Source organism: Nonomuraea sp. PA05 (genome assembly GCF_008086045.1).
Lineage (GTDB): Bacteria > Actinomycetota > Actinomycetes > Streptosporangiales > Streptosporangiaceae > Nonomuraea > Nonomuraea monospora.
In genome coordinates this window covers 53,118-72,690 of sequence record NZ_VSEY01000013.1, presented here as the reverse complement: position 1 = coordinate 72,690, position 19,573 = coordinate 53,118, and the positions used below count along the sequence as shown (strand labels likewise).

General features: G+C 74.1%; 17 protein-coding genes. 3 read left to right on the top strand and 14 right to left on the bottom strand.

Annotation, left to right across the window (positions count from 1 at the left end):
• Window positions 1–41 precede the first annotated feature (41 nt).
• Window positions 42–998 carry a hypothetical protein gene (locus FXF51_RS21315; protein ID WP_148436290.1) on the top strand — a complete coding sequence of 319 codons (957 nt, stop codon included), beginning with the start codon at window positions 42–44 and terminating at the stop codon, window positions 996–998.
• 245 nt (window positions 999–1,243) lie between these two features.
• Here FXF51_RS21315 and FXF51_RS21305 read toward each other — a convergent pair whose 3' ends face one another.
• From FXF51_RS21305 to FXF51_RS21240, 13 genes are read right to left on the bottom strand one after another with little or no spacing between them, the layout of a single operon-like run.
• Window positions 1,244–2,686, bottom strand: a complete 1,443-nt coding sequence (locus FXF51_RS21305) for an MmgE/PrpD family protein (RefSeq protein ID WP_148436289.1) — start codon at window positions 2,684–2,686, stop codon at window positions 1,244–1,246.
• Between the two features lie 9 nt (window positions 2,687–2,695).
• Entirely contained in the window at window positions 2,696–4,030 is a 1,335-nt protein-coding gene (locus FXF51_RS21300; RefSeq protein ID WP_148436288.1) for a DUF4437 domain-containing protein, read from the bottom strand.
• A complete protein-coding gene (locus tag FXF51_RS21295) occupies window positions 4,014–5,528 on the bottom strand; it encodes a class I adenylate-forming enzyme family protein (RefSeq protein WP_262379710.1) in 1,515 nt (504 codons plus the stop codon). The genes FXF51_RS21300 and FXF51_RS21295 overlap by 17 nt, the downstream gene beginning before the upstream one ends.
• Window positions 5,525–6,484 carry a hydroxymethylglutaryl-CoA lyase gene (locus tag FXF51_RS21290; RefSeq protein ID WP_148436287.1) on the bottom strand — a complete coding sequence of 320 codons (960 nt, stop codon included), beginning with the start codon at window positions 6,482–6,484 and terminating at the stop codon, window positions 5,525–5,527. Before FXF51_RS21290 ends, FXF51_RS21295 begins: the two co-directional genes overlap by 4 nt.
• On the bottom strand, window positions 6,481–7,389 hold the full coding sequence (locus FXF51_RS21285) for an alpha/beta hydrolase (protein ID WP_148436286.1): 909 nt from the start codon (window positions 7,387–7,389) through the stop codon (window positions 6,481–6,483). Before FXF51_RS21285 ends, FXF51_RS21290 begins: the two co-directional genes overlap by 4 nt.
• The gene (locus FXF51_RS21280; RefSeq protein WP_148436285.1) at window positions 7,386–8,099 is read right to left on the bottom strand and encodes a hypothetical protein; all 714 of its coding nucleotides are present in this window, start codon (window positions 8,097–8,099) and stop codon (window positions 7,386–7,388) included. The genes FXF51_RS21285 and FXF51_RS21280 overlap by 4 nt, the downstream gene beginning before the upstream one ends.
• A gap of 1 nt (window position 8,100) precedes the next feature.
• Window positions 8,101–8,841 carry an arylmalonate decarboxylase gene (locus FXF51_RS21275; protein ID WP_148436284.1) on the bottom strand — a complete coding sequence of 247 codons (741 nt, stop codon included), beginning with the start codon at window positions 8,839–8,841 and terminating at the stop codon, window positions 8,101–8,103.
• A complete protein-coding gene (locus FXF51_RS21270; RefSeq protein WP_148436283.1) occupies window positions 8,838–9,545 on the bottom strand; it encodes an SDR family oxidoreductase in 708 nt (235 codons plus the stop codon). The genes FXF51_RS21275 and FXF51_RS21270 overlap by 4 nt, the downstream gene beginning before the upstream one ends.
• The gene (locus tag FXF51_RS21265) at window positions 9,530–10,444 is read right to left on the bottom strand and encodes a hypothetical protein (RefSeq protein WP_148436282.1); all 915 of its coding nucleotides are present in this window, start codon (window positions 10,442–10,444) and stop codon (window positions 9,530–9,532) included. Before FXF51_RS21265 ends, FXF51_RS21270 begins: the two co-directional genes overlap by 16 nt.
• Entirely contained in the window at window positions 10,441–11,139 is a 699-nt protein-coding gene (locus FXF51_RS21260; RefSeq protein WP_148436281.1) for a hypothetical protein, read from the bottom strand. Before FXF51_RS21260 ends, FXF51_RS21265 begins: the two co-directional genes overlap by 4 nt.
• Window positions 11,136–12,272, bottom strand: coding sequence for an aromatic ring-hydroxylating oxygenase subunit alpha (locus tag FXF51_RS21255; RefSeq protein ID WP_148436280.1), 1,137 nt, complete (start codon window positions 12,270–12,272; stop codon window positions 11,136–11,138). The genes FXF51_RS21260 and FXF51_RS21255 overlap by 4 nt, the downstream gene beginning before the upstream one ends.
• The gene (locus FXF51_RS21250) at window positions 12,265–13,191 is read right to left on the bottom strand and encodes an alpha/beta hydrolase family protein (RefSeq protein ID WP_187414484.1); all 927 of its coding nucleotides are present in this window, start codon (window positions 13,189–13,191) and stop codon (window positions 12,265–12,267) included. The genes FXF51_RS21255 and FXF51_RS21250 overlap by 8 nt, the downstream gene beginning before the upstream one ends.
• Entirely contained in the window at window positions 13,188–15,521 is a 2,334-nt protein-coding gene (locus FXF51_RS21240; RefSeq protein ID WP_262379709.1) for a nitrilase-related carbon-nitrogen hydrolase, read from the bottom strand. Before FXF51_RS21240 ends, FXF51_RS21250 begins: the two co-directional genes overlap by 4 nt.
• Before the next feature lie 90 nt (window positions 15,522–15,611).
• Between FXF51_RS21240 and FXF51_RS21235 the strand changes: the two genes are divergently transcribed.
• Window positions 15,612–15,899, top strand: coding sequence for a Dabb family protein (locus FXF51_RS21235; protein ID WP_148436279.1), 288 nt, complete (start codon window positions 15,612–15,614; stop codon window positions 15,897–15,899).
• Window positions 15,900–16,032: 133 nt separating this feature from the next.
• A complete protein-coding gene (locus FXF51_RS21230; RefSeq protein WP_148436278.1) occupies window positions 16,033–16,713 on the top strand; it encodes a hypothetical protein in 681 nt (226 codons plus the stop codon).
• A 44-nt stretch (window positions 16,714–16,757) separates the two neighbouring features.
• Here FXF51_RS21230 and FXF51_RS21225 read toward each other — a convergent pair whose 3' ends face one another.
• Window positions 16,758–19,532, bottom strand: coding sequence for a LuxR C-terminal-related transcriptional regulator (locus FXF51_RS21225; RefSeq protein WP_148436277.1), 2,775 nt, complete (start codon window positions 19,530–19,532; stop codon window positions 16,758–16,760).
• Window positions 19,533–19,573: the final 41 nt, after the last annotated feature.

Sequence of the window (19,573 nt, the reverse complement as noted above, 5' to 3'; positions counted from 1 at the left end):
TCAGCCTCGCCCTTGTGGCCGGTGCTCTCACTAGCGGTGTCATGGCCACTCCGGCTCAAGCCCAGGAACCGGCGCCCCCGCAGATCGAGGGGCGGATGACCGCGCAGGCCAGTACCTTCATCGGACGGCAGACCACCTTCGGCGCCATGCGTACCGAGGACGGCTTCGACGCGCGGGTGGCGGCGTACGAGAAGCTCTGGTCGCAGGACGCCACCCTCTGGGAGGCGGCCGGCCCGATCGTCCAGGGCAGGGAAAACATCAAGAAGTCGATCTCCAACAGCCTGACGCTCGTCCCGTCCTTCAACATGCGTCCGACCCGCATCGCCATCGGCGGCAACACGGTCATGTACGGTGCCGACAACCGGATCGTGGTGCACGGTCACACCATCGACTACCCCGCCGTCTACCGCGTCGTGCTGAACAAGGACGGCGACGTGGTGCAGGGACGGCGCTACTACGACAGGTTCACCTGGTTCAACCCGATCGCCCCCGCGGAGCTGCGCCTGGAGGACATGTTCGGCGGCATCACCGACTCCGGCGAACGCGCCACCGGCGAAGCGATGCGCGTGAGCCGGCTGACCAAGGACCTGCTCGCCCGCGCCGCCGCCTGGAACGGCAAGAACGCCGAGGCGCTGGTGGACGGCGTCGGCACGGCGCCGCTGTCAGGCATCGGGCTCGGCGAGCGCACGCTGCGCACCCGATCCGCCAAGCTCGCCTACATCAGCAAGCTGGTCGGCAAGTTCGAGGCCGGCCAGGACGGCACCCCCGCCGGCAAGCTCGAACCAGGGCAGACGGTCCGCACCAGGAACGCCACTTACCAGGAGTGGTACGGCACGGTCCGCAGCCATGGCCGTGACATCACCTTCGGCATCATCGAGCGCTTCGGCCACCGGAGCGGCAAGGTGACCGACTGGAACCTGACGTTCGACACGCTGCCGCTCATCGCCGGCCAGGAGAAGATCAGCAAGCTGTACGGCCTGCTCACGGTCAAGCAGTGACTCCTGCCTCGCGATCGAGGTGAACCTGGGCGGGGCCACGGTGGCGCGATCGTGGTCAAGCCCTGATGGGCGCGACCGTCCTGGCGGCCTGCTCGATCTTCGCGCGGTAGGCCGCACGGGCTTCCTCGTCGATCGCCTGCTCGTATTGGGGGCGCGACCCGGTCCGGCCGTCGAGGCCCTCGCGCAGGATGCCGGCGTGCCCGGCGTGCCGGACGGACTCGCCGAGGACATGGTGCGGGCCGACCTCAGCCGAGGCGGACGCTCCGCGCCAGGACGTCGTCCGCCGCGCCCCCGGCCCCCAGCTTCCGCACCGCCTCCGCCAGCTCGCCCACCCGCTCCTGCGGCAGCGCCCGGCCCGCGTTGGAGCGGAACTTCGTCTCCAGTTCCGCCGCCGACAGCGGATGCTCAGGGCCGCCACGCGAGGAGTCCACCCGGTGCTCCAGCGCCGAGCCGTCACGCAGCCGCACCCGCACCACCGCCGCGAACGCCGCCGGGAAGATCTCCGAGGCCCGCGCGTCGGCCACGCACCGCACCCGGCCCGCCAGCTCCAGCCGCGCCGGGTCCAGCGTCGCGAAGTCCTCCAGCGCCAGCCCGAGCCCGCCACCGCCCAGCAGCGCGGCGGCGACCGTGTAAGGGGCGGAGAACTTCGCGTGGTACGGCGAACGCGGCCTGACCTTCTCCTCCCACGGCTCCGCGATCGTCCGCAACACCGGCGCGGGCACCCCCACCTCGATCTCTGCGATCCGCGCCGGATCCAGCCCGCCGCGCCGCAACGCCAGCGCGCAGTCGATGACCGGGTGGGTGAAATGGTTGGTCGGGTACGGCTTGTACACGGTGCGCAGCAGCTCCCACCGCTCGCCCAGCCCTTCCAGCAGCGCCTCGGCGTCGTACCGGCCGCCCAGCCACGCCTGGAAGAACCCGAACCGCCCCTCCAGCACCGTCGGCGGCCCCGTCAGCCCCTCCGCGGCCAGCACCGCCGCCGACACCCCGGCGTGCGCGGCCCAGCCGCAGTGCACCCGCTTGACCGTCCCGCCCGTGCGGTTGGCCTCGATCAGCCCGGCGCCCATCGAGGCCGCCACGCCCACCGCGTCCGCGATTCCCCCGGCCGTCAACCCGAACAGCAGCCCCGCGGCGACGGCGGCTCCCAGGGTGCCGCAGATGGAGGTGGCGTGCTGGCCCTGCTCGAAGAAGCGCGAGTTGCGCTCCTCCGGCAGGTAGGACGCCATGCCGAGCCGCTCGCACACCTCGATGCCCGCCGCGATCGCCGCGATCAGCTCGCCCCCGGACGGGTGCGGGTTCCGGGGCGTTGCCGGTCCCGTGCGGAAGGCGCCCATGCTCTGAGCGGCGGCCAGCGCCGCCGGTACCACGGACGCGCTCGGGTGCAGCACGGACGGCAGGTGCGTGTCGTCGAAGTCGAGCGCGTGCGCGAGGGTGCCGTTGACGAGCGCCGCCGACGGGGCGGGCAGCCGGTCACCGCTCCCGATCGCGGTCGCCTCGCCGCTGCCGCCCCACCGCCGCACGGCGCGCAGCACCGCGGGAGCGGCGTCGCCGTCCGGGTCGGCGTAGGCGGCCAGGCAGTTGCCGAGCACGTCGAGCACCCGGCCCGGCACGTCCTCACGCACCGCCGCCGGCAGCTCCCCGTCCCTGCACGCGACCGCGAACTCGGCCAGCCGCCGCACGTACGTCATCCGTTCTCCTCACATGCCGTCGCCGTCCCATCGTCCACGGGAACGGCTGCGTACCGGAAGGGTGGAGATGATGGGGGCGGGCACCGGGTCGCCGGGCTTCCAGGGGCGGCCCTGGCCCCAGTTGTGCGACTCGCGTTCGTGCGCGTGCTCCAGCTCGGCCGGACCCGCACCCCACTGCCCGTGCGCGCGCCCGGCTTCGTCGCTGGGCTCGTGCGCATCCCCGTGCGCATCCCCGTGCGCATCCCCGTGCGCATCCCCGTGCGCATCTCCATGCGAATGGTCGTGCGAGTGCTCATGCCCGTGCTCATGCCTGTGCTCATGAGAATGGTTGTGCTCATGGGAGTGGCCGCCTTGCAGGCGGGCGGCGTCCATGGCCTTGGCGACGGCCACCAGGCTCGGGTCGGGGCCGTGGCCGGGCGGGAACCAGTCGGAGTCCGTCGCCCCTTGCGAGCGCGCGAAGCCCAGCGACGCGTTCAGCAGCTCCCGATCGTGGTCGCCGCGCCGCGTGGACCCCCGGCCGAGGTCGTGCGCCGACTGGGAGAAGCGCGTGCGCCCCTCGCCGGGCCCCCAGTTGATGGACTCGCCGCCCCACCGCACCCACGAGTTCTCGGTGTACCAGTTGTACAGCTCGCCGTCGGAGCGCAGCAGCCAGGTGGCGCCGCCCTCCAGGGAGGTGAAGTGGCCGTGCTTGACGCGGGCGGGACGGAAGAAGTACGTCCCCAGGTCCAGCGTGCCGAAGTTGTACTCCATCAACCCCTGCATCGTGTACGCCTCCTCGTAGCAGGGATGGTGCGCCAGCCGGTGATCGGCCCACCCCTCCTGCGCGTGCACGAGCCGCGTGTAGAAGCCGGTGACCGGATCGACGTGCAGGTACTTGATGAACAGGCCGGGCATCGGCCCGGGGTTGGGCACCGCGTCCCAGGTCATCGCGGCGGAGTCGACGACGATGACGTCCTCGCGGGCGCCCTCCCAGCGGGGCGCGCCGGGGCTGTCCACCGGGTCGAAGCCGGCGTCGCCGTACTCCCTGTAGTGCAGCACCTTGGTGCCCTCCGCGAACGTGACCGCGTCGGCCGGAACCCCCTTGGGCAGGTACAGGTAGCCGCCCGCGCCGATGCGCCGCCCCCCGTACGTCATGGAGCCGTCCAGCACGTAGAACTCGGTGGTGGCGTGGTGGATGCCGGGGCCGCGGCCCCAGCGGGTGTGGAAGTCCACGCGCAGCGAGCAGGAGCCGTCCTCCTCGTCCACCGACAGCCGCCGCTCGCTGGCGCGGCCCTCGCCGCCGGCCAGTTCGGCGGCGTGCCAGATGTAGTCGTCCTCGTGGATCACTTCAACGTGGGGGCGCATGCCTCTCCTTCAACGCGCGCTTGAGAATCTTGCCCGCGGCGTTCCTCGGTAACGCCTCGACCAGCTCCACCGCCCGCGGCACCTTGGGCCCGCCCAGCCGGGTACGGCAGTGCGCGACCAGCGCCGCCGGCTCCAGCCGGACGCCGGGCAGGGCGACCACGAACGCGGTGACCCGTTCGCCCCACCGCTCGTCCGGCAGGCCGACCACCGCCGCCTCCGCCACGCCAGGGAACGCGGCCAGGACCTCCTCGACCTCGCGCGGCGCGATGTTCACGCCACCCGAGATGATCATGTCCTTCTTGCGGTCGACGATGTAGACGAAGCCCTCGTCGTCGCGTTCGACGATGTCGCCGCTGGTCAGGAAGCCGTCGGGGGTGGTGCAGGCGGCGGTGGCCCCGGGGTCGCCGAGGTAGCCGTTCATCAGGAACGGGGAGCGGCTGAACAGCTCGCCGCGCGAGGCCGGGTTGCCGTCGCCGTCCACGATCCTGATCTCGGTCATGAACCAGGGGCGGCCGACGGAGCCGAGCTTGCGGCGGGCGTCCGGGGGCCGGCAGTCGGTGACGATGCCCGCCTCCGTGGAGCCGTACAGCTCGTGCACGCCGACGCCGGGGAACGTGTCCAGCACCCACTCCTTGAGCGGCCCCGGCAGCGCCGCCGCGTTGAAGAACAGGGTGTCGAGCGAGGACAGGTCGTGCGCGCGCAGCGCGGCGGGGCCCAGCGCGCGCAGCATGTGGGCGTGCGTGGGGACGAGGAACACCGACTGGGCGCGCTCCCGCTCGATCATCGCCAGGAGCCGCTCCGGGTCCCAGGACCGCAGCATCGCGACGGTGCCGCCCGTGCACAGCGGCGTGTAGCCGAACGCGAACCCGGCGCCGTGGTACATGGGGGCCACCGCGATCGTCCGGCGGCCCGGACCCAGGCCCCACTCCAGGGCGGAGGCGTAGAAGGTGAGGCAGCGGGAGCGGTGGCTGATCACCACGCCCTTGGGGCTGCCGGTGGTGCCCGAGGTGTACGCGACGCAGAACGGGTCGAGGTCGCCGGTACCGATCCGCGGGTCGGCGGCTCCCGCCGTGGCCAGGGCCGCCTCGTACGACGGGCCGAGGCCCGCGCCGCCCAGGCACCACGTCACGGGCGGGAGCGTCACGCCTTCCACGGCGGTGGCGTGCGCCTGGTCGGCGATGAGGGCCCGGGCGGTGGAGTGGCCCAGCACGTACGCGGTCTCCGGGGGTGTGGAGCGGGGGTTGAGCGGGACCATGACCAGGCCCGCCTTGGCGATGCCCGCCGCGACCTCCGGGTATTCGAGCCGGTTGCCCAGCAGGACCGCCACCCGCTCGCCCGTGCGCAGCCCGGCGGCGAGCAGGGCGTTGGCCAGGCGGCTGGAACGGTCGTCGAGGCCGCGGTAGGTGAGCCGCCGGTCGCCGTCCACCACCGCCACGGCGTCGGGCGAGGCGGCGGCCACCTCGCGGATGCCGCCCGCGATCGAGAGCCGCACCGTCACCCGACGGCCCCCCGCCCGGAGCCGCGCCGCTCAGGGGCGGCGCCTTGCGCGGGCTGCGATGGGGAAGCGGCCTCGGGCGGGAAGTCGCCCGCCCGGCCGAGCAGCGCAGGAACCTGCTTCCCGAGCCGCTCCCCGATGAAGGCGGCGGCGCTGACGAGCCGATCGATCCGCACCCCCGTCCCCACCCCGGACCTGCGCAACGCGTAGGCCAGATCCTCGGTGGCGATGTTCCCGGTGGCGGCGGGCGCGAACGGGCACCCGCCGATCCCGCCGCTGCTGGCGTCCAGCGCGGAAGCCCCGGCCTCCACGGCCGCCAGCGCGTTGGCGTAGCCGGTGTTGCGGGTGTTGTGGAAGTGGAACCGCAGCGGCAGCGAGGTACGCTCCCGCACGGCGGCCACCAGCCGCCGCACGTCCGCGGGCACCCCCACCCCGATGGTGTCGGCCAGCGCGATCTCGTCCGCCCCCGACTCTGCGCACCGCCACGCCAGCTCGGCCACGTGCTCGGCGAGGACCTCCCCCTCGAAGGGGCAGCCGAACGCGGCCCCGACGGTGGCGGTCACCCGCACCCCGGAGGCCCGCCCGGCGATGGCGGAGAAGGAGGTCAGGGCCTCGGCGACGGTCATGTTCTGGTTGCGCAGGGAGAAGGTCTCGGTGGCGACCAGGACGACGTTCACCTCGTCCACGCCCGCGCCGAGCGCCCGGTCGAGGCCGCGCGCGTTGAGCACGAGCCCGATGTAGGACAGGCCGTCGCGCCTGGGCGCCCTGGCCATCACCTGCTCGGCGTCGGCCATCTGCGGGACCAGGCGCGGGTGGGCGAAGCTGACCGCCTCGATCCTGGTCAGCCCCGCCCCGGCCAGGGCCTCGAGGTAGGCGACCTTGTCGTCGGTGCCGAGCAGGACCGGCTCGTTCTGCAGTCCGTCGCGCGGCCCGACCTCCACCACGGTCACCGAGCTCATGTGCCGCGCACCGACACGACGGTGACGCTGTCGTCGGAGCCGTCGCCGAAGCCGTACACGTAGGCCGCGGCGAGCGCGTCGCCCAGCGAGGCGCGCAGGAACAGCGCGCTCCACCTGGCGGTGGCGTCGATACTGGCGTCCTGCGTGACGGTCTGCGCGGAGGGGTCGGGCAGGGCGCCCGCGGGCGTCTGCGTGTCGGTGACGCCGTAGTGGTTGGCGCCGTGCACGGTGACGTACGCCTTCGGCGGCGACGACAGCCCGTCGTAGGTGGCGCGCGCGGCGGCGGGCGGGTTGACGCCGTCCACCTCGCCCTGGACGAGCGCGACAGGCACCCCGGCGTTGGCCACGGGCACCACGGGCCCGCCCTGCGTGGCGGTGGCGGCGCCGTAGAAGGCGGCGGCGCGCAGCGCGGCGGGACGCTGGTAGACGGGGCCGAAGCAGAACGGCGGCACGCACGCGTTCCCGGCGGCGAACAGCCCGGCCGCGGCTCCGAAGGAGTGCCCGAGCAGCACCAGCCGGTCGGCGTCGAGCCGCCCGGCGAGCGGCGAGCCCGCGCGCGTGTTCTCCTGCGCGGCCCACGTCACGGTGGCGGCGAGCTGCGCGCTCTCCGGGTACAGCCCGCTGACCGGCCCGACGGCCCGCCGGTGGTCGGGCACCGCGACGGCGAAGCCGAATCCGGCGACCGTCCTGGCGAAGCGGCCGTAGCTCTCCCTGGGCACGTTGCCGCCCTGCAGCAGCAGCGCGACGGGCAGCTCGGTCCTGCCGGGCGGCAGGTAGACGGTCGCGGGGTCCGCGCCGATCTGGAGCTCGTACGAGCTCACCCACGCGGGCGCGGCCCCGGCGGGGGAGGCGGGGACGACGAGGACGGCGACGGCGAGGGCGAGGGCGGCGATCAGCCGCCTCACTGAAGTGGCGATGGCGTCTCTCCTGTCAGTTCGGAGCGGCCGCCGGCGGGAACGTCCTCCCGCGTCAGCCGCTGGACGGCCACGGCGAAGGCCGTCCAGATGAGCGTGTTGAGCGTCTCCTCCACCCACTGCAGGGCGATGGTCTGCTCGGGGCGCGAGGCGAGCAGCCCCATGACGTACGTGCCGAGCAGGTTGAAGCCGAACAGCGCCCGCCCGGCGGGATGCCGGGACAGCAGGAGCAGCCGCACCCCGAGGATCGTGGCGCAGACGGTGGTCACGATCAGCAGCGGCCAGGTGGCGCCGGTGGCGAGCGCGCCCGCGACGCCCGCCAGCGCGAAGCCGGCCAGCGCCCAGAACGGCGGCCCCGGCCTCGACGGCGGTCCAGCCGACCCAACCGGCCCAGCCAGCCCAGGTAGCCCAGGCCTGCGGCCGCTCAGCACCGCCCATGCCAGCAGCGCGAACCCCGGCCCGAACAGGTAGAACTGCACCCCGGCCAGCCAGGCGACGTCCGGCCCGCCCGCCGCCACCAGCAGTTTCCACACCGCCTTGAGCAGCCCGCCGAGCACCACCAGCACGCCTCCGGCCAGCGCGGCCCGCCCGGCGAGCGGCCCGGCGGTGCGGGCGATGTACGGCACGAGCAGCGCGATCCCGGCCGCCATGGCCAGCACGGGCAGGAAGTCGACGAGCGCCAGAGCCAGCGGGTAGTCCATGTCAGTGCTCCCGCAGCAGGCTGCCGGCGCCGTGCACCCGGTCCTCGATGCCGTTCTCGCGCAGGGCCATCCACCAGGTGGCGGCGTTGATGGCGATGACGGGCAGGCCGAGCCAGCGTTCCGCCTCGTCGGCCAGGCCGACCATCGACAGGTTGGTGCCGCACTGCACGACCGCGTCGGCGCCCGTGGCGACCTCCTTGACGGCTTCGCGCAGCTCCGCCTCGGTGACGTGCGCGATCGACACCGCCGTGGGGCACTTCAGCCCCTTGATGGCGAGCACCTCGAAGCCGATCTCGGAGAAGAAGCGCACCACGTTCTCGTCGCCGACCGGCTGGTAGGGGGTGACGACGCCGATGCGGCGCGCCCCGTACAGGCGCAGTGCCCGCTCGCACGCCTCGGCGCCGGTGGCGACCTCCAGGCCGGTCAGGCCGCGGATCTGCCGGACGAACTGCCGGTTCCCCTCGGCGCCGCCCCAGAACGTCTCGGCCGACATGCCCATCACCATGTAGTCGGGCTCGCACGTCAGCACCCGCTCGCAGGCCGCGCCGATCTCGGCGCGGATCTGCTCCAGCAGCCGCTCCATGCCCTCGTCGCCGGCCATGCTCTGGTCGCGGATGTGGATGCGGCTGAAGTGCGCCGTCACGCCCGGCACGGTCATGCGGTAGAAGTCGGGCTCGACGATGGTGTTCGTGGACGGGGCGATCACGCCGAACTTGCGGCGCCAGCCGAGCGCGTCGGTCATGGCAGCACCTTCCGATCGGTGAACGGGGCCAGCGCGAAACGGGTCAGGATCTTGCGGCCGGTCAGCCAGCGCACGTGGGCGCCGTTGCGGGCCCGCGCGACGGCCTGCTCGGCCAGCCACGGCGTCACGGTCTCCACCCGGTCGGCCAGCAGGCCGAACACCCGCCGCGAGCGCGGGTTCAGGTCGCGCAGCAGCAGGTCGGTGACGACCATGCCGGGGCTGAGCAGCCCGACGGAGACGCCCGGCGGCACCTCCTTGGCCAGCGCCTGGGTGAGGTAGGTGAGCGCGCGCTTGCTCGCGCCGTAGACGGCCAGGCCCGGCACGGTACGGCCGTCGCTGCCGAGGCCCTCCATGTTCCACACGTGGCCGTGCCCCTGCGCCGCCATGCCGCGCAACGCCACCGCGCAGCCGTTCAGCACGCCGGCGAGGTTGACGTCGAGCACCCGCCGGGCCTCGTCGGCGTCCAGCTCCCACAGCGGCTGGCGGGCGTGCGTGATGCCCGCGTTGTTGATCCACAGGTCCACGCGGCCGTGCCGTTCCACGGCCGTGTCCCAGAGCTTGGCCACCTGCTCGCGGTCACGGACGTCACACCTCACGTCGCCGCCGCTGGTGCCGCAGCCGACCACCTCGTGGCCGCGGGCGCGGAACTCCCCGGCCAGCCCGCGGCCGATGCCCCGGGTGGCGCCCGTCAGGACGATGACCATGTCAGCACCCCGTGCAGGACGGCGGCCATCGCGTTGCCCTCGAACAGCTCGTAGGCCACGGCCAGGGTGGCGCCCGCGCCCATGCCGGGCGTGGCGTCCATCATGAACTCGCGCCCGGCCAGCCGCGTCCCGTCCGCGAAGTGCAGGCTGGGGTAGCTCGCCCGGCCGTACGCCTGCGCGTTGCCCCACGCGCCCGGCCCCTCGCAGAAGGAGCGGAACCCGTCCCTGCGCACCTCCACCGTGTGGCGGCGCTCCAGCGCGCCCGTCCAGGTGACGTGGTGGCGGGTCCTGAGCAGGTCGATCGGCTCCAGTTCGACGGTGACCCGCACGCTTCCGAGCGGCTTGCGGTCCGGGCCGAACACCTCGCAGGCGCCGCCGTACGCGCCGGCGTCCTTCGTGGGCAGGATGAACGGCACCGGCCCGTTGACGGTCTCGTCGCGCAGCCAGCCGTCGACCAGGGCGGGGTCGCGCGTGTACAGGCCGTTGAAGCAGCCCGCCACGGCCGGGCCCTGGAACAGCAGCGACGAGTACACCTGGGTGTCGCCGATCGTCTGGTTCCAGGTGTTGAGGTCCACCTGCCAGCCGGGCCCGTAGTAGCGGGCGTCCACGAAGCCCCCGTACGGGGTGCCCGCGCCGTAGAAGTCGGGGCCCGTGTAGAGGCGGTCGCCGCCCGCGTCGGTCACGCCGAACGCGAACGGCGCGCCCAGCTTGAACCGGCCGGCCAGCGGCCCGCCGCCCTCCAGCCCGCCGTCCATGTAGTACGTGACCGTGCCGGCGTCGAACACCGAGGAACGGCGGATGTCCTCGTAACCCCGCCAGGTGCCGCCGGCGTCGAACAGGGACGGGCGGCCGTGCCATTCGCCCTGGATGCGCTGCTGCCACTCGCTCGGCCCGCTCATGACAGTAACTCCCCGCGCACGCGCTCGGCCTGCTCCTCGCCCAGCAGCCTGGTGACCTGGTGCCAGACCGGGTCCACCTCGGGGGAGAACAGGTTCGCCCGGTTGGCGCGGTCGCGGGCGGCCGGGTCCTCGCCGGCCGGTGGCACGCCCGAGGCCAGCAGGCGCAGCCAGTGGTCGAGGTAGGTGTCCACGGTGGGGCCGAGCTTGGCGAACGCCTCCTCGGTGGCGCGGCAGACCAGCATCCAGGGCGACATCATGGCCCGCTGCCGGGGGCCGACCGCCGCCGGGGACAGGCCGTCCAGCCGCCAGGCGCTCTCCAGCGGCTCGGTGAGCGGCAGGAAGCAGACGTCGAGGTAGCCGAGGTGGACGGCGAGGTCGGCGCGGGGGATCAGGTCCAGGTGCATGGCGTGGTAGTCGGCCGAGGCGACCGCGTCCAGCGTGAAGTGCGGGACCGCGGAGCCTGGACGGGTGAACGCGAAGATCATGTGGCTGTCCAGGCCGATCGGCGGCACCACCAGCGACACCGCGACCACCTTGGCCACGTCCGCATCCGTGGCCGGGCGCAGGACGCGCAGGCGGCCGACCGGCGCGGGCGACATCGGCGAGGACAGCGGCAGGTCCTCGGCCGCCCGCAGGCCCAGCGCGGCGGCCAGGCGTTCCAGGGTGTGCTCGCTCAGCGTGGCGGGCAGGCTCACAACTGTTCCTCCTCGGGTTCGGCGTCGGTGCCGCGTGTCTTGTGCACCCAGGCGCGGGCCAGCTCCGGGTTCTCGCGGCGGGCCGGCGAGGGGATGACGGTGGCCTGGCGGCGCGGCACGTCGCCCGTCACCACGTCGTCGCCGCCGACCCACCAGCCCTGCCTGATGAGCTGCTCGCGCCGCCGCCGGTAGGCGACCTGGAGGGCGTCGCTGCGGATGTGCAGCTCCGCCGACAGGTCGAACGGCAGCAGCTCGGGCCGTTGCGACTCCACCACCGGCCGGTCCTGCTCGAAGATCCGGCCGATGCGTTTGAGCGCGTTGCCGTCGGCCCACTTGCCGGTGAAGAAGTTCCGGTAGCCGACGATCTTGACCTGGGTGCGGCCCTGCGTGAGCGGGATGTTGTGGTCGTACAGGATGAGGTCGCCGAACGGCAGCCGTACGTGCAGCTTGACGATGTTCGGCAGGTACCAGCCGTTGGTGACCACCACGTGCTCGGGCCGCACCCCCGAGCGCAGCAGCCCCCACAGGCCCTTCGGTGGCGGCGGGCTGAGCAGGATGTCGGCCTCCGCCTGCCACTCGTCCTGCGTGACGTCGAAGTCGGGGATCTCCGGCCGGTCCGGGTTGCCGAACGCGGTGCCGTGCACGAACGGCGTGTGCGCCGCGTCCACGACGTTCTCCATCGTGCGCTCGTAGTTCGCCTCCACCGTCGTCTCCCAGTAGACGGCGCGGAAGGCCGGGTCGTCGTGCTCGGGGAAGTGCGGCATCGGCGGGCGCCGCTCCTCCGGCAGGTCGCCCAGGAACGCCCAGACCAGGCCGTAACGCTCCACGCACGGATAGGCGTCCACCCGCGCCTTCTTCGGGATGCCGCGTCCCGGCGGGTTGGCCGGGATCTTCACGCAGGTGCCGTCCGGCTCGTACTCCCAGCCGTGGTACGGGCACGCGATGCGGTCCTCGCCGGCCAGCGTGCCCATGGACAGGGCGCCGCCCCGGTGCACGCACAGGTCCGACAGCACGGCCACCTGCCCGTCGCGGCGCCGCCACAGGACGAAGTCCTGGCCGAGGCACGTCACCTTGCGCGGCCTGCGTTCGACGGCATGGCTGAACTCGAGGGCGTACCAGAAGTTCTTAAGCATGGCTCCTCCTGAGGTCGAGCCCGTCCAGCGCCGCGCGTGCCCGCGCGTCACCGTGCAGGTGGGCGCGCAGGAAGGAGGTGATCAGCCTGGCCAGCTCGGGGCGGCGGTCGGCGGTGGCGGGCAGGTCGAGGAAGGCGCGCGCCGCCGTGGGATCGACGGGGTCGGCGACGGCGAAGTGGTTGGCGCCCTCCAGGACGGCCAGCAGGTGCTCGCCGCCGCTCAGAGCCTCCTCGAAGGTACGGGTGACCGGGTCGTGGCCGTGGCCCTCCTGGCCGTAGCGGTCGGCGCTGCCCGAGATCACGCCGTCGCGGGTGCCGACCGACAGCAGGACGGGGCAGTCCACCTGGGCGGGCAGGACGGTCCCCGGCGGCCAGCCGAGCATGGTCGCCACCATGGTGTGCGCGCCGTACGCGAACACCGCCCGCACCTGCGGGAAGTGCCGGGCCGACTGCAGCACCACCGACCCGCCCGCCGAGTGCCCGCCCAGCGCCACCCTGTCGAGGTCGAGCACGCCCTTGAGCAGCTCGATCTCGTTCAGCGACGCCAGCACGGCGCCGATGGCGGGGCAGGTCGGGCGGGTGCCGTACGCGGCCGGCGCGGCGGCGTCGAGGTCCACGCCGGGGGTCAGGCCGTGCTCGCCGCCGAACAGCTCGCCGACCCGGTCGAACGTCACGCAGACGAAGCCGGCGCTCGCGATCTCGACGGCCAGCCAGCGGTAGGCGTCCTGGCCGACGTTGATGCCCGAGACGAACAGCACCACCGGGTACGGGCCGCCGTGCGGGGGGAAGACGCCGGTCAGGCGGTCGCCGCCGGGGGCGGCGGGGTAGTGGACCTTGAGGTGGGCGGTGTCGAAGGGCGGCTCGCCGCCGGTCCTGGCGGCCCACCACAACGACCGCACGATCGGCTCGGACACGCTCATGAGGGCCTCGGCAGGGTGCGGTCGCCGCCCCACAGGCCCCGCACCAGGCGGTCCGTCAGCTCCTGCCCGAAGTAACGCACGCCCATCACGTTGGCCGGGTCACGTTCGGCGATGTTGCGGCGCACCGCCAGGTCGGCCGCCGCCAGCGCCGCCCGCTCACCCTCAGGCACCGGCTCCGCCTCGTCCACCCACTCCAGCCACCGCCCGACCCGGGCGTGCAGCAGGTCCCGCACGATGTCCAGGTTCCCCGGCGAGCGGGGGAAGGAGTAGCAGTAGGCGTTCGGCGACAGGCTGGCGCGGATGAACCCGGCCCGGCTGGTGAACCAGGCGAAGTCCGGGTTCTCCTCCTTGAACGCCAGCCACTGCGCGTCCAGCGGCGCGTAGTAGCGGTCGAAGTGCCCGCCGTCGGCCGTGAGGCTCGCCCGGGGGATGAAGTCCTGGTAGAACCAGCCCTCCGGCCAGACCAGCAGCGCGATGCCGAGGTGCGGCACCCTGACGTGCGGGCCGAGCCAGGCGGTCAGGTGCAGGTTGGCGAAGCTCGCCGTCGGGTTGCCCAGCCAGGAGTGCACCAGCCAGTCGATCTCCGGCCCCGCGTAGGCGTCCAGCCGCCCGCCGGGGCCGTCCGGATGCGTGCCGTACGCGCCCGGCGAGGCCGGGTCGGCGCTCAGCTCGAACCTGGCGTCGATCCTGGCCTTGAGCTCTTCGAGGATGCGCTTGAGCCGCTCGAACGTCTCGGTGACGTCGATCACGGGCGACTCGTCGAGCATCTGCTCCACGTGCTGCAGGGTTTCTTTCACGGGGGTTCCTTCGCTGGGGCCTTCCACGAGTGCGCCCGCCAGCCGCCACGGCCGGCCCGCGACCAGGTCGGTGCCGCGCGAGACGAGCCGGTTGACGCTCCGGGCGGGGGAGACGGCGCCCTGGACGAGCAGATCCGAGTTCTTGACGTGAGTCACCATGGGGTGACTGATCTGCCCCGTGAACGGGCCCTGCCACCTCGTCCACAGGGTGAAGTCGGCGGGCAGCGCCAGGATCGCCCCGGCCAGGCCGCCGGGGCCGTCCTGGCCGGCGGCGACGATGTTGAGCCGGTTCTCCGCCGAACGTTCCAGCAGGCCGAGGCGTAGCTCCCAGGGCTCGGCCGGGGTGAACGGCACGGCCACCACGTCGGCGTCGGCCAGGGCGGCGAGCCTGAACTCCTCGGGGTGCCGTGCGGCGCTCCCCGTGATCACGGCCAGTCTGCCCCAGGACAGGTCGTAGACGTCGTCGACCCGCGCGACCGCTCCGCCGGCCGCCACCAGAACGCCCGCGCCGGTGACGACGTGCGCGTCCGTCCCCTTCACCGCGTCCGCGGCCTCCTCCGCCGTCACCACCGAGCCCTCGGGCAGCACCACCAGCCGGGCCCCCTCATCGACGGCCCGCCGCACCAGCCCCGCGTCGCCGCGCACCACCGCGACCGGAAGCGTCGCAGCGCCCGGCGGGCCGGTGCGCTCGCGGCCCTGCGCGGTGAGCGGCAGGTACCGGCCCGGCCGCCGGGTGGCGAAGTGGCGGGCGCGCTCGGCGTCGGCGGCAGGCGGGTCGATCTCGGCGACGACCACCGCCTCGCCGGTACGCGGCCCCCGCGCCACCACGGTGCCGTCCGGCGCGACGACCTGGCTCTCACCCGCCCCGTGCAGCCACTCGACCGGCACCCCGAGCCCGGCGCTCACCTGGGCCAGCCGATCGGCCGGGATCAGCGGCCCGACCTTGTTGGCGGCGACCACCCACACCTTGTTCTCCGCCGCCCGGACGGGCACGTGCAGGGCGGCCTCGTCCACGGCGAAGGAGTTGAGGCTGTTGAGCAGCACCTGCGCGCCGCGCAGCGCCAGCCCGCGGGTGACCTCGCAGATCACGCCCTCCATGCAGGCGTACATGCCGAGCCGGCCCACCGCGGTCCGCACCACGGGCCCGGCCGTGTCGCCCGGGTCGAGGTGGTCGTTCTCGGCGCCCATCAGCACCTGCTTGTCGGCCTCGCCGAGCAGCTCGCCGCCGGGGCCGTAGAGCAGGGAGGCGCCGGTGGTGCGGCCGTCCTGGCGGGCCAGGGTGACGCCGATCTTGATGTGGGCGCGGTGGCGGGCGGCCCGCGCGGCGATCGCGGTGAGGAACGCGTCGCCGTGCCGGCAGGCCAGCGCTCGGGCGTGCTCGCGGCTCTCGTACCAGGACAGGTGGTTGCAGAACTCGGGCAGCACGATCAGCTCGGCGCCCTGGCCGGCGGCCGCGTCGATCAGGCGCAGCCCGGCCGCGAGGTTGGCCTGCGGATCCGTGCCGACTTCGTACTGCACTGCGGCGACGCGCACCAACGCGGCCTCCTGTTACCTCTGGAGAAACGCTGTTTCCAACAAGTAGGATCTCGCGAACCATACGCGAATGTCCAGAGGAGGCGGCCCGTGCTGACCCACGTGGTGCTGATGAAGTTCGCCGACCCCGGCGACGCGGCCAGGGCCAAGGAACTGCTCGAAGGGCTGCGGGGGCGGGTCGAGCAGATCAAGGAGCTGACGGTCGGCCTGGACGTGGTCGGGTCGCCGGTCTCGTACGACCTGTGCATGACCACCGTCCACGAGTCGGCGCAGGCGCTGCGCGGCTACCAGGAGCACCCGGCGCACCTGGAGCTGGCCGGCTGGCTGCGCCCCCGGCTGGCCGCGCGCGCCGTCGTCGACTACGAGACCGGCGGCTGAACGGTTTCCGTCAACGGCCTGTGATGAACCCGCGCCCCGGCGGCGTCGCGATGGATGAGAGCCGTTCATCTATCGCGGCCCGCCGCCACCGATCACGCTGTAGCCGGACCCTTGAGTGGGAGGAGACACATCGGTGACAAGACGCATCACGGTCCTGGCCCTGGCCCTGGTGGCGGGCCTCGTAGGCGTGGCACTGGTGGCCGTTCCCGCGCAGGCCGAGGCCGGCTGGATCGCCCCGGGCAGCACCGTCTGCACGGACCAGACCGGGTCGGGTGCCGGAGTGGTCATCCACGCGACCAACAACAACGGGCCCGCCGTGTGGACGGTACGAGCCGCCGCCACGGCCGGCGGGGCGGAGACGGAGATCTTCCGCCGGGTCACGGCCGACATCGACACCTACCCGACCGTCACCCACCCGGACGGCGGGTTCCGCTTCTACCGGATGTGCGCGACTAACCCGCGTACCGACGGGTTCCGCATGGTCGTCAAGTTCACCATGACCGGTAAGGACCCGGCCGGGCAGGCCGGGGTCGGGCCGCACACCGCGGTGCTCACGCCGCACGTGAGCGGCGGGAACTTCTGCGGCGGGCTCGTCTCGGGCAGCCTGCGGTTCGTGGCGAGCTCGGACGTGCCCGTCCGGTTCAAGATCTCCGGAGTCGACCAGGACGACCAGAACCGCACCATCCTCGACGTGACCGGCACCGCCTTCGACCAGCCGATCACGGTGCCGGCGGACGTGGTGGCCGTGTCGGCGTGCGTGTACAACACCTCGCAGGCCAGGGCCACGGTCTCGTTCGACGTGCGAGCGGCTTGACCGCGCACCCTCAGGACCGGCCGGCACACCAGCCGGCCGGTCCATCACTCGCGGCCTGAGGAGCCGCCGGTTCCGCGCGCGTCACCCGGCGGACCCGCGGTCCCGTTGCCCGGTGGAGCGGCGTCGAGCAGCGCCGCGAGCCGGGCCCGGTTCCCCACCCCGAGCTTCCCGTACACCCGGGCCAGATTGTTGTTCACCGTCGCCACCGACAACCCCAGCCGCTCGGCGATCACCCGGCTGCTGTGATGCACGGCGAGCAACGCCACCTCCCGCTCCCGCCGCGTGAGCACCGCCGTGACGCGCTCATGATGGAGCAGCGGCGTGACAGCCCCCTCACACCCGGCCCGCAACGCCGCCGCCCGCTCCGACGCCATCGCCGCCCGCCCCGCGAGCCCCGCCTGCCGGTACGCCCGCACCGCCCCCGTCGCCACCTCGGCGGCCAGCAGCCGCTGCCCGAGCCGCACCAGGGAGTCGGCGGCAGCCGACAGCACCTGCCCGTCGCCGCGCCTGAGCCCCCCGGCCGCCGCGGCCAGCGCCCCGCTGAACGGCGTGCCGAGGACGCCGTCGAGCTCGCCGAGCCGCCGCCCCTCGCCGTTCCCGCCGAGCCGCAGCACGTCGTAGCGGGCGGACGCCTCCACGGTGGGCAGGCCGATGCCGCGCGCCAGGTCGGCGGCGTACGCGGCGGTGTGCGTGGCGTCGGTGAGCCGCCCTTCCGCTGCCAGCGTCCAGGCGCCGGCCAGCACCGTCCACGGCGCGAAGAGCCGGTTGGCGTCGTTGCCTGTCGCCTCGGCGCGCTCCATCCAGCCGCGCGCGTCGGCCCCCGCGCCGCCCAGCGCGCTGGCGGCGGCCAGCCCCGCCAGGAACAGGTGGGTGAGGCGGAAGGTGTCGCGGCCGTCGAGCGCGCTGACGGCCTCCCGCAGCGAACGCCCGGCGCTGTCCGGCCTGCCCTGGGCGTGCTCCACCAGCCCGCGCAGCCCGACGTGCCCGGCCGACATCATCGGGCTCTGCCCGGACAGCACCTGCCGGTACCCCTCGTCGGCGACCGTCCAGGCCGCGTCCAGCTCGCCCATGGCCAGGTGGGCGAGCGACCGGGCGATGCTCAGCTCGACCACGCCCCACGGCAGCTCCGCCCGGCGCTCCTCGGCCAGGCGCAGGCCGCGCCGGTGATAGGCGGCGGCGTCCGCGGCCCGTCCGAGGAAGCCTGCGGCGGCCGTGGCGGCGGCGGTGGCCCAGATGGCCGACTGCGCGCTCGCCGAGCGCGCGGACAGCAGCCGCTCGGTGACCTCCAGCACGGCGGCGCAGCGGCCGTCGAACAGCAGGATCCAGGTCCGGACGCCCTCGGCCAGGTCCTCGCCGGGCAGGCCGCGCACCAGGTCGAGCGTCCGCTCGGCGGCGGGGGCGTCGCCGCTGCCCCAGTACAGGGTCTCGGCGCGGGCGAGCGCCCAGGCCGGCAGCTCGTCCCCGGCGGGCGGCTGCTCGCGCAGCACGGCCGCCGCCTCGGCGCTGCGGCCCCGGTACTCCAGGACCTGCGCCAGCAGCGCGTCCGCCTCGACGCACGGCTCGGCCTGCCCGGCGGCCCGCGCCAGCCGCTCCGCCAGCGCCAGATCCGCCCGGTCCACGGCCTGGCGCGCGCCCGTCCGCACGATGTCCGCGCGCGCCACCGCCCCGCCCTCGACCTGCCAGAGCGCGGCCCGCAACAGGTCGTCGCGGCGGCGCAGCGGCGTCTCCAGCAGCGCCCCCGCCAGCCGCCACCACAACTGCCTGGCACGGCCCGGAGACAACCCGGCGCGCAGCACCTCGCCGTAGAGCGGGTGCGCCAGCCTGAGCTGCACGCGCTCGCCCGCCCGCTCCGACACGGCCAGCCCGTGCGCCTCCGCCTCCTCGATCGCCGCCGCGTCCACCAGCCGCTCCAGCAGCGCCAGCGGGAGCGGCTCGCCGCACGCCAGCAGGTCCAGCACCAGCGGGGTGCGCGCGCCGAGCGGGCGCAGCCGGTCGGCGAGCAGCTGCTGGACGGCGCCGCGAGGCCGGTAGTGCCCCGCCAGGTGCCACACGCCGTGCCGCCGGTGCAGCGCCTGCCCGGCCACGGCCGCCGACAGCAGCTCGCGCAACGCCAGCGGGTTGCCCGCCGCCAGGTCGCGCAGACGGCGGCGGGTGACCCCGTCCACGTCCCCGTCCAGGGTGTGGTCCACCAGCCGGTCCACGGCGGACGCGGGCAGCGTCCCGAGGTCCAGCCACGGCGCCTGGCCGTCCTTCCACAGTGCCGTGATCGTGTCGGGGACGGGCTCGCCCGCCCGGCAGGTCGCCACCACGAACGCCAGGTGCTGGGCGGCGAGATGGCCGATGAGCGCGGCCGACCCGGTGTCGAGCAGGTGCGCGTCGTCCACCCCGACGACCACGCGCCGGTCCCTGCCGTGCTCCCGCACCCGTGCCGCCGCCGCCAGCACCGGCAGGCCCTGGCCGTCGGGGACGTGCCCGGCGGGGAGCAGGCCCGCCACGGCGGCGAACGGGATCGCGGCCAGGGAGGCCGTCGCCGCCACCCACTCGGTGTGGCAGCCCAGGTCGCCGGCCAGCGCCAGCATCTCCCTGGCCAGGCGGGTCTTGCCGATGCCCGCCTCACCGGAGATCACGATCCCCTCCGCGTCCCCGCCGCTCCCGACCTCGTCGTTCCTCGTGTCACCGCCCCTCGATCCGCCGCCCCTCGATCCGCCGCCCCTCGATCCGCCGCCCCTCGATCCGCCGTCCTGCGCGCCGCCTCGCCCCAGGCACGCCCGGATCGTGTCCAGCTCCCCATCCCGCCCCACGAACGGCCAGCTCCCCATGAGCCCTCCTCGACCGCATCGGTGTGGGGGATTCGCCGGAC

What these genes read in the sequence shown, in the direction of transcription:
- FXF51_RS21290 (WP_148436287.1), bottom strand. Translation starts at nt 6,484, where the DNA reads ATGAGCTCGGTGACCGTGGTGGAGGTCGGGCCGCGCGACGGACTGCAG.
- FXF51_RS21270 (WP_148436283.1), bottom strand. Translation starts at nt 9,545, where the DNA reads ATGGTCATCGTCCTGACGGGCGCCACCCGGGGCATCGGCCGCGGGCTG.
- FXF51_RS21225 (WP_148436277.1), bottom strand. Translation starts at nt 19,532, where the DNA reads ATGGGGAGCTGGCCGTTCGTGGGGCGGGATGGGGAGCTGGACACGATC.
- FXF51_RS21265 (WP_148436282.1), bottom strand. Translation starts at nt 10,444, where the DNA reads ATGAGCGGGCCGAGCGAGTGGCAGCAGCGCATCCAGGGCGAATGGCAC.
- FXF51_RS21275 (WP_148436284.1), bottom strand. Translation starts at nt 8,841, where the DNA reads ATGACCGACGCGCTCGGCTGGCGCCGCAAGTTCGGCGTGATCGCCCCG.
- FXF51_RS21315 (WP_148436290.1), top strand. Translation starts at nt 42, where the DNA reads ATGGCCACTCCGGCTCAAGCCCAGGAACCGGCGCCCCCGCAGATCGAG.
- FXF51_RS21280 (WP_148436285.1), bottom strand. Translation starts at nt 8,099, where the DNA reads ATGGACTACCCGCTGGCTCTGGCGCTCGTCGACTTCCTGCCCGTGCTG.
- FXF51_RS21305 (WP_148436289.1), bottom strand. Translation starts at nt 2,686, where the DNA reads ATGACGTACGTGCGGCGGCTGGCCGAGTTCGCGGTCGCGTGCAGGGAC.
- FXF51_RS21300 (WP_148436288.1), bottom strand. Translation starts at nt 4,030, where the DNA reads ATGCGCCCCCACGTTGAAGTGATCCACGAGGACGACTACATCTGGCAC.
- FXF51_RS21250 (WP_187414484.1), bottom strand. Translation starts at nt 13,191, where the DNA reads ATGAGCGTGTCCGAGCCGATCGTGCGGTCGTTGTGGTGGGCCGCCAGG.
- FXF51_RS21255 (WP_148436280.1), bottom strand. Translation starts at nt 12,272, where the DNA reads ATGCTTAAGAACTTCTGGTACGCCCTCGAGTTCAGCCATGCCGTCGAA.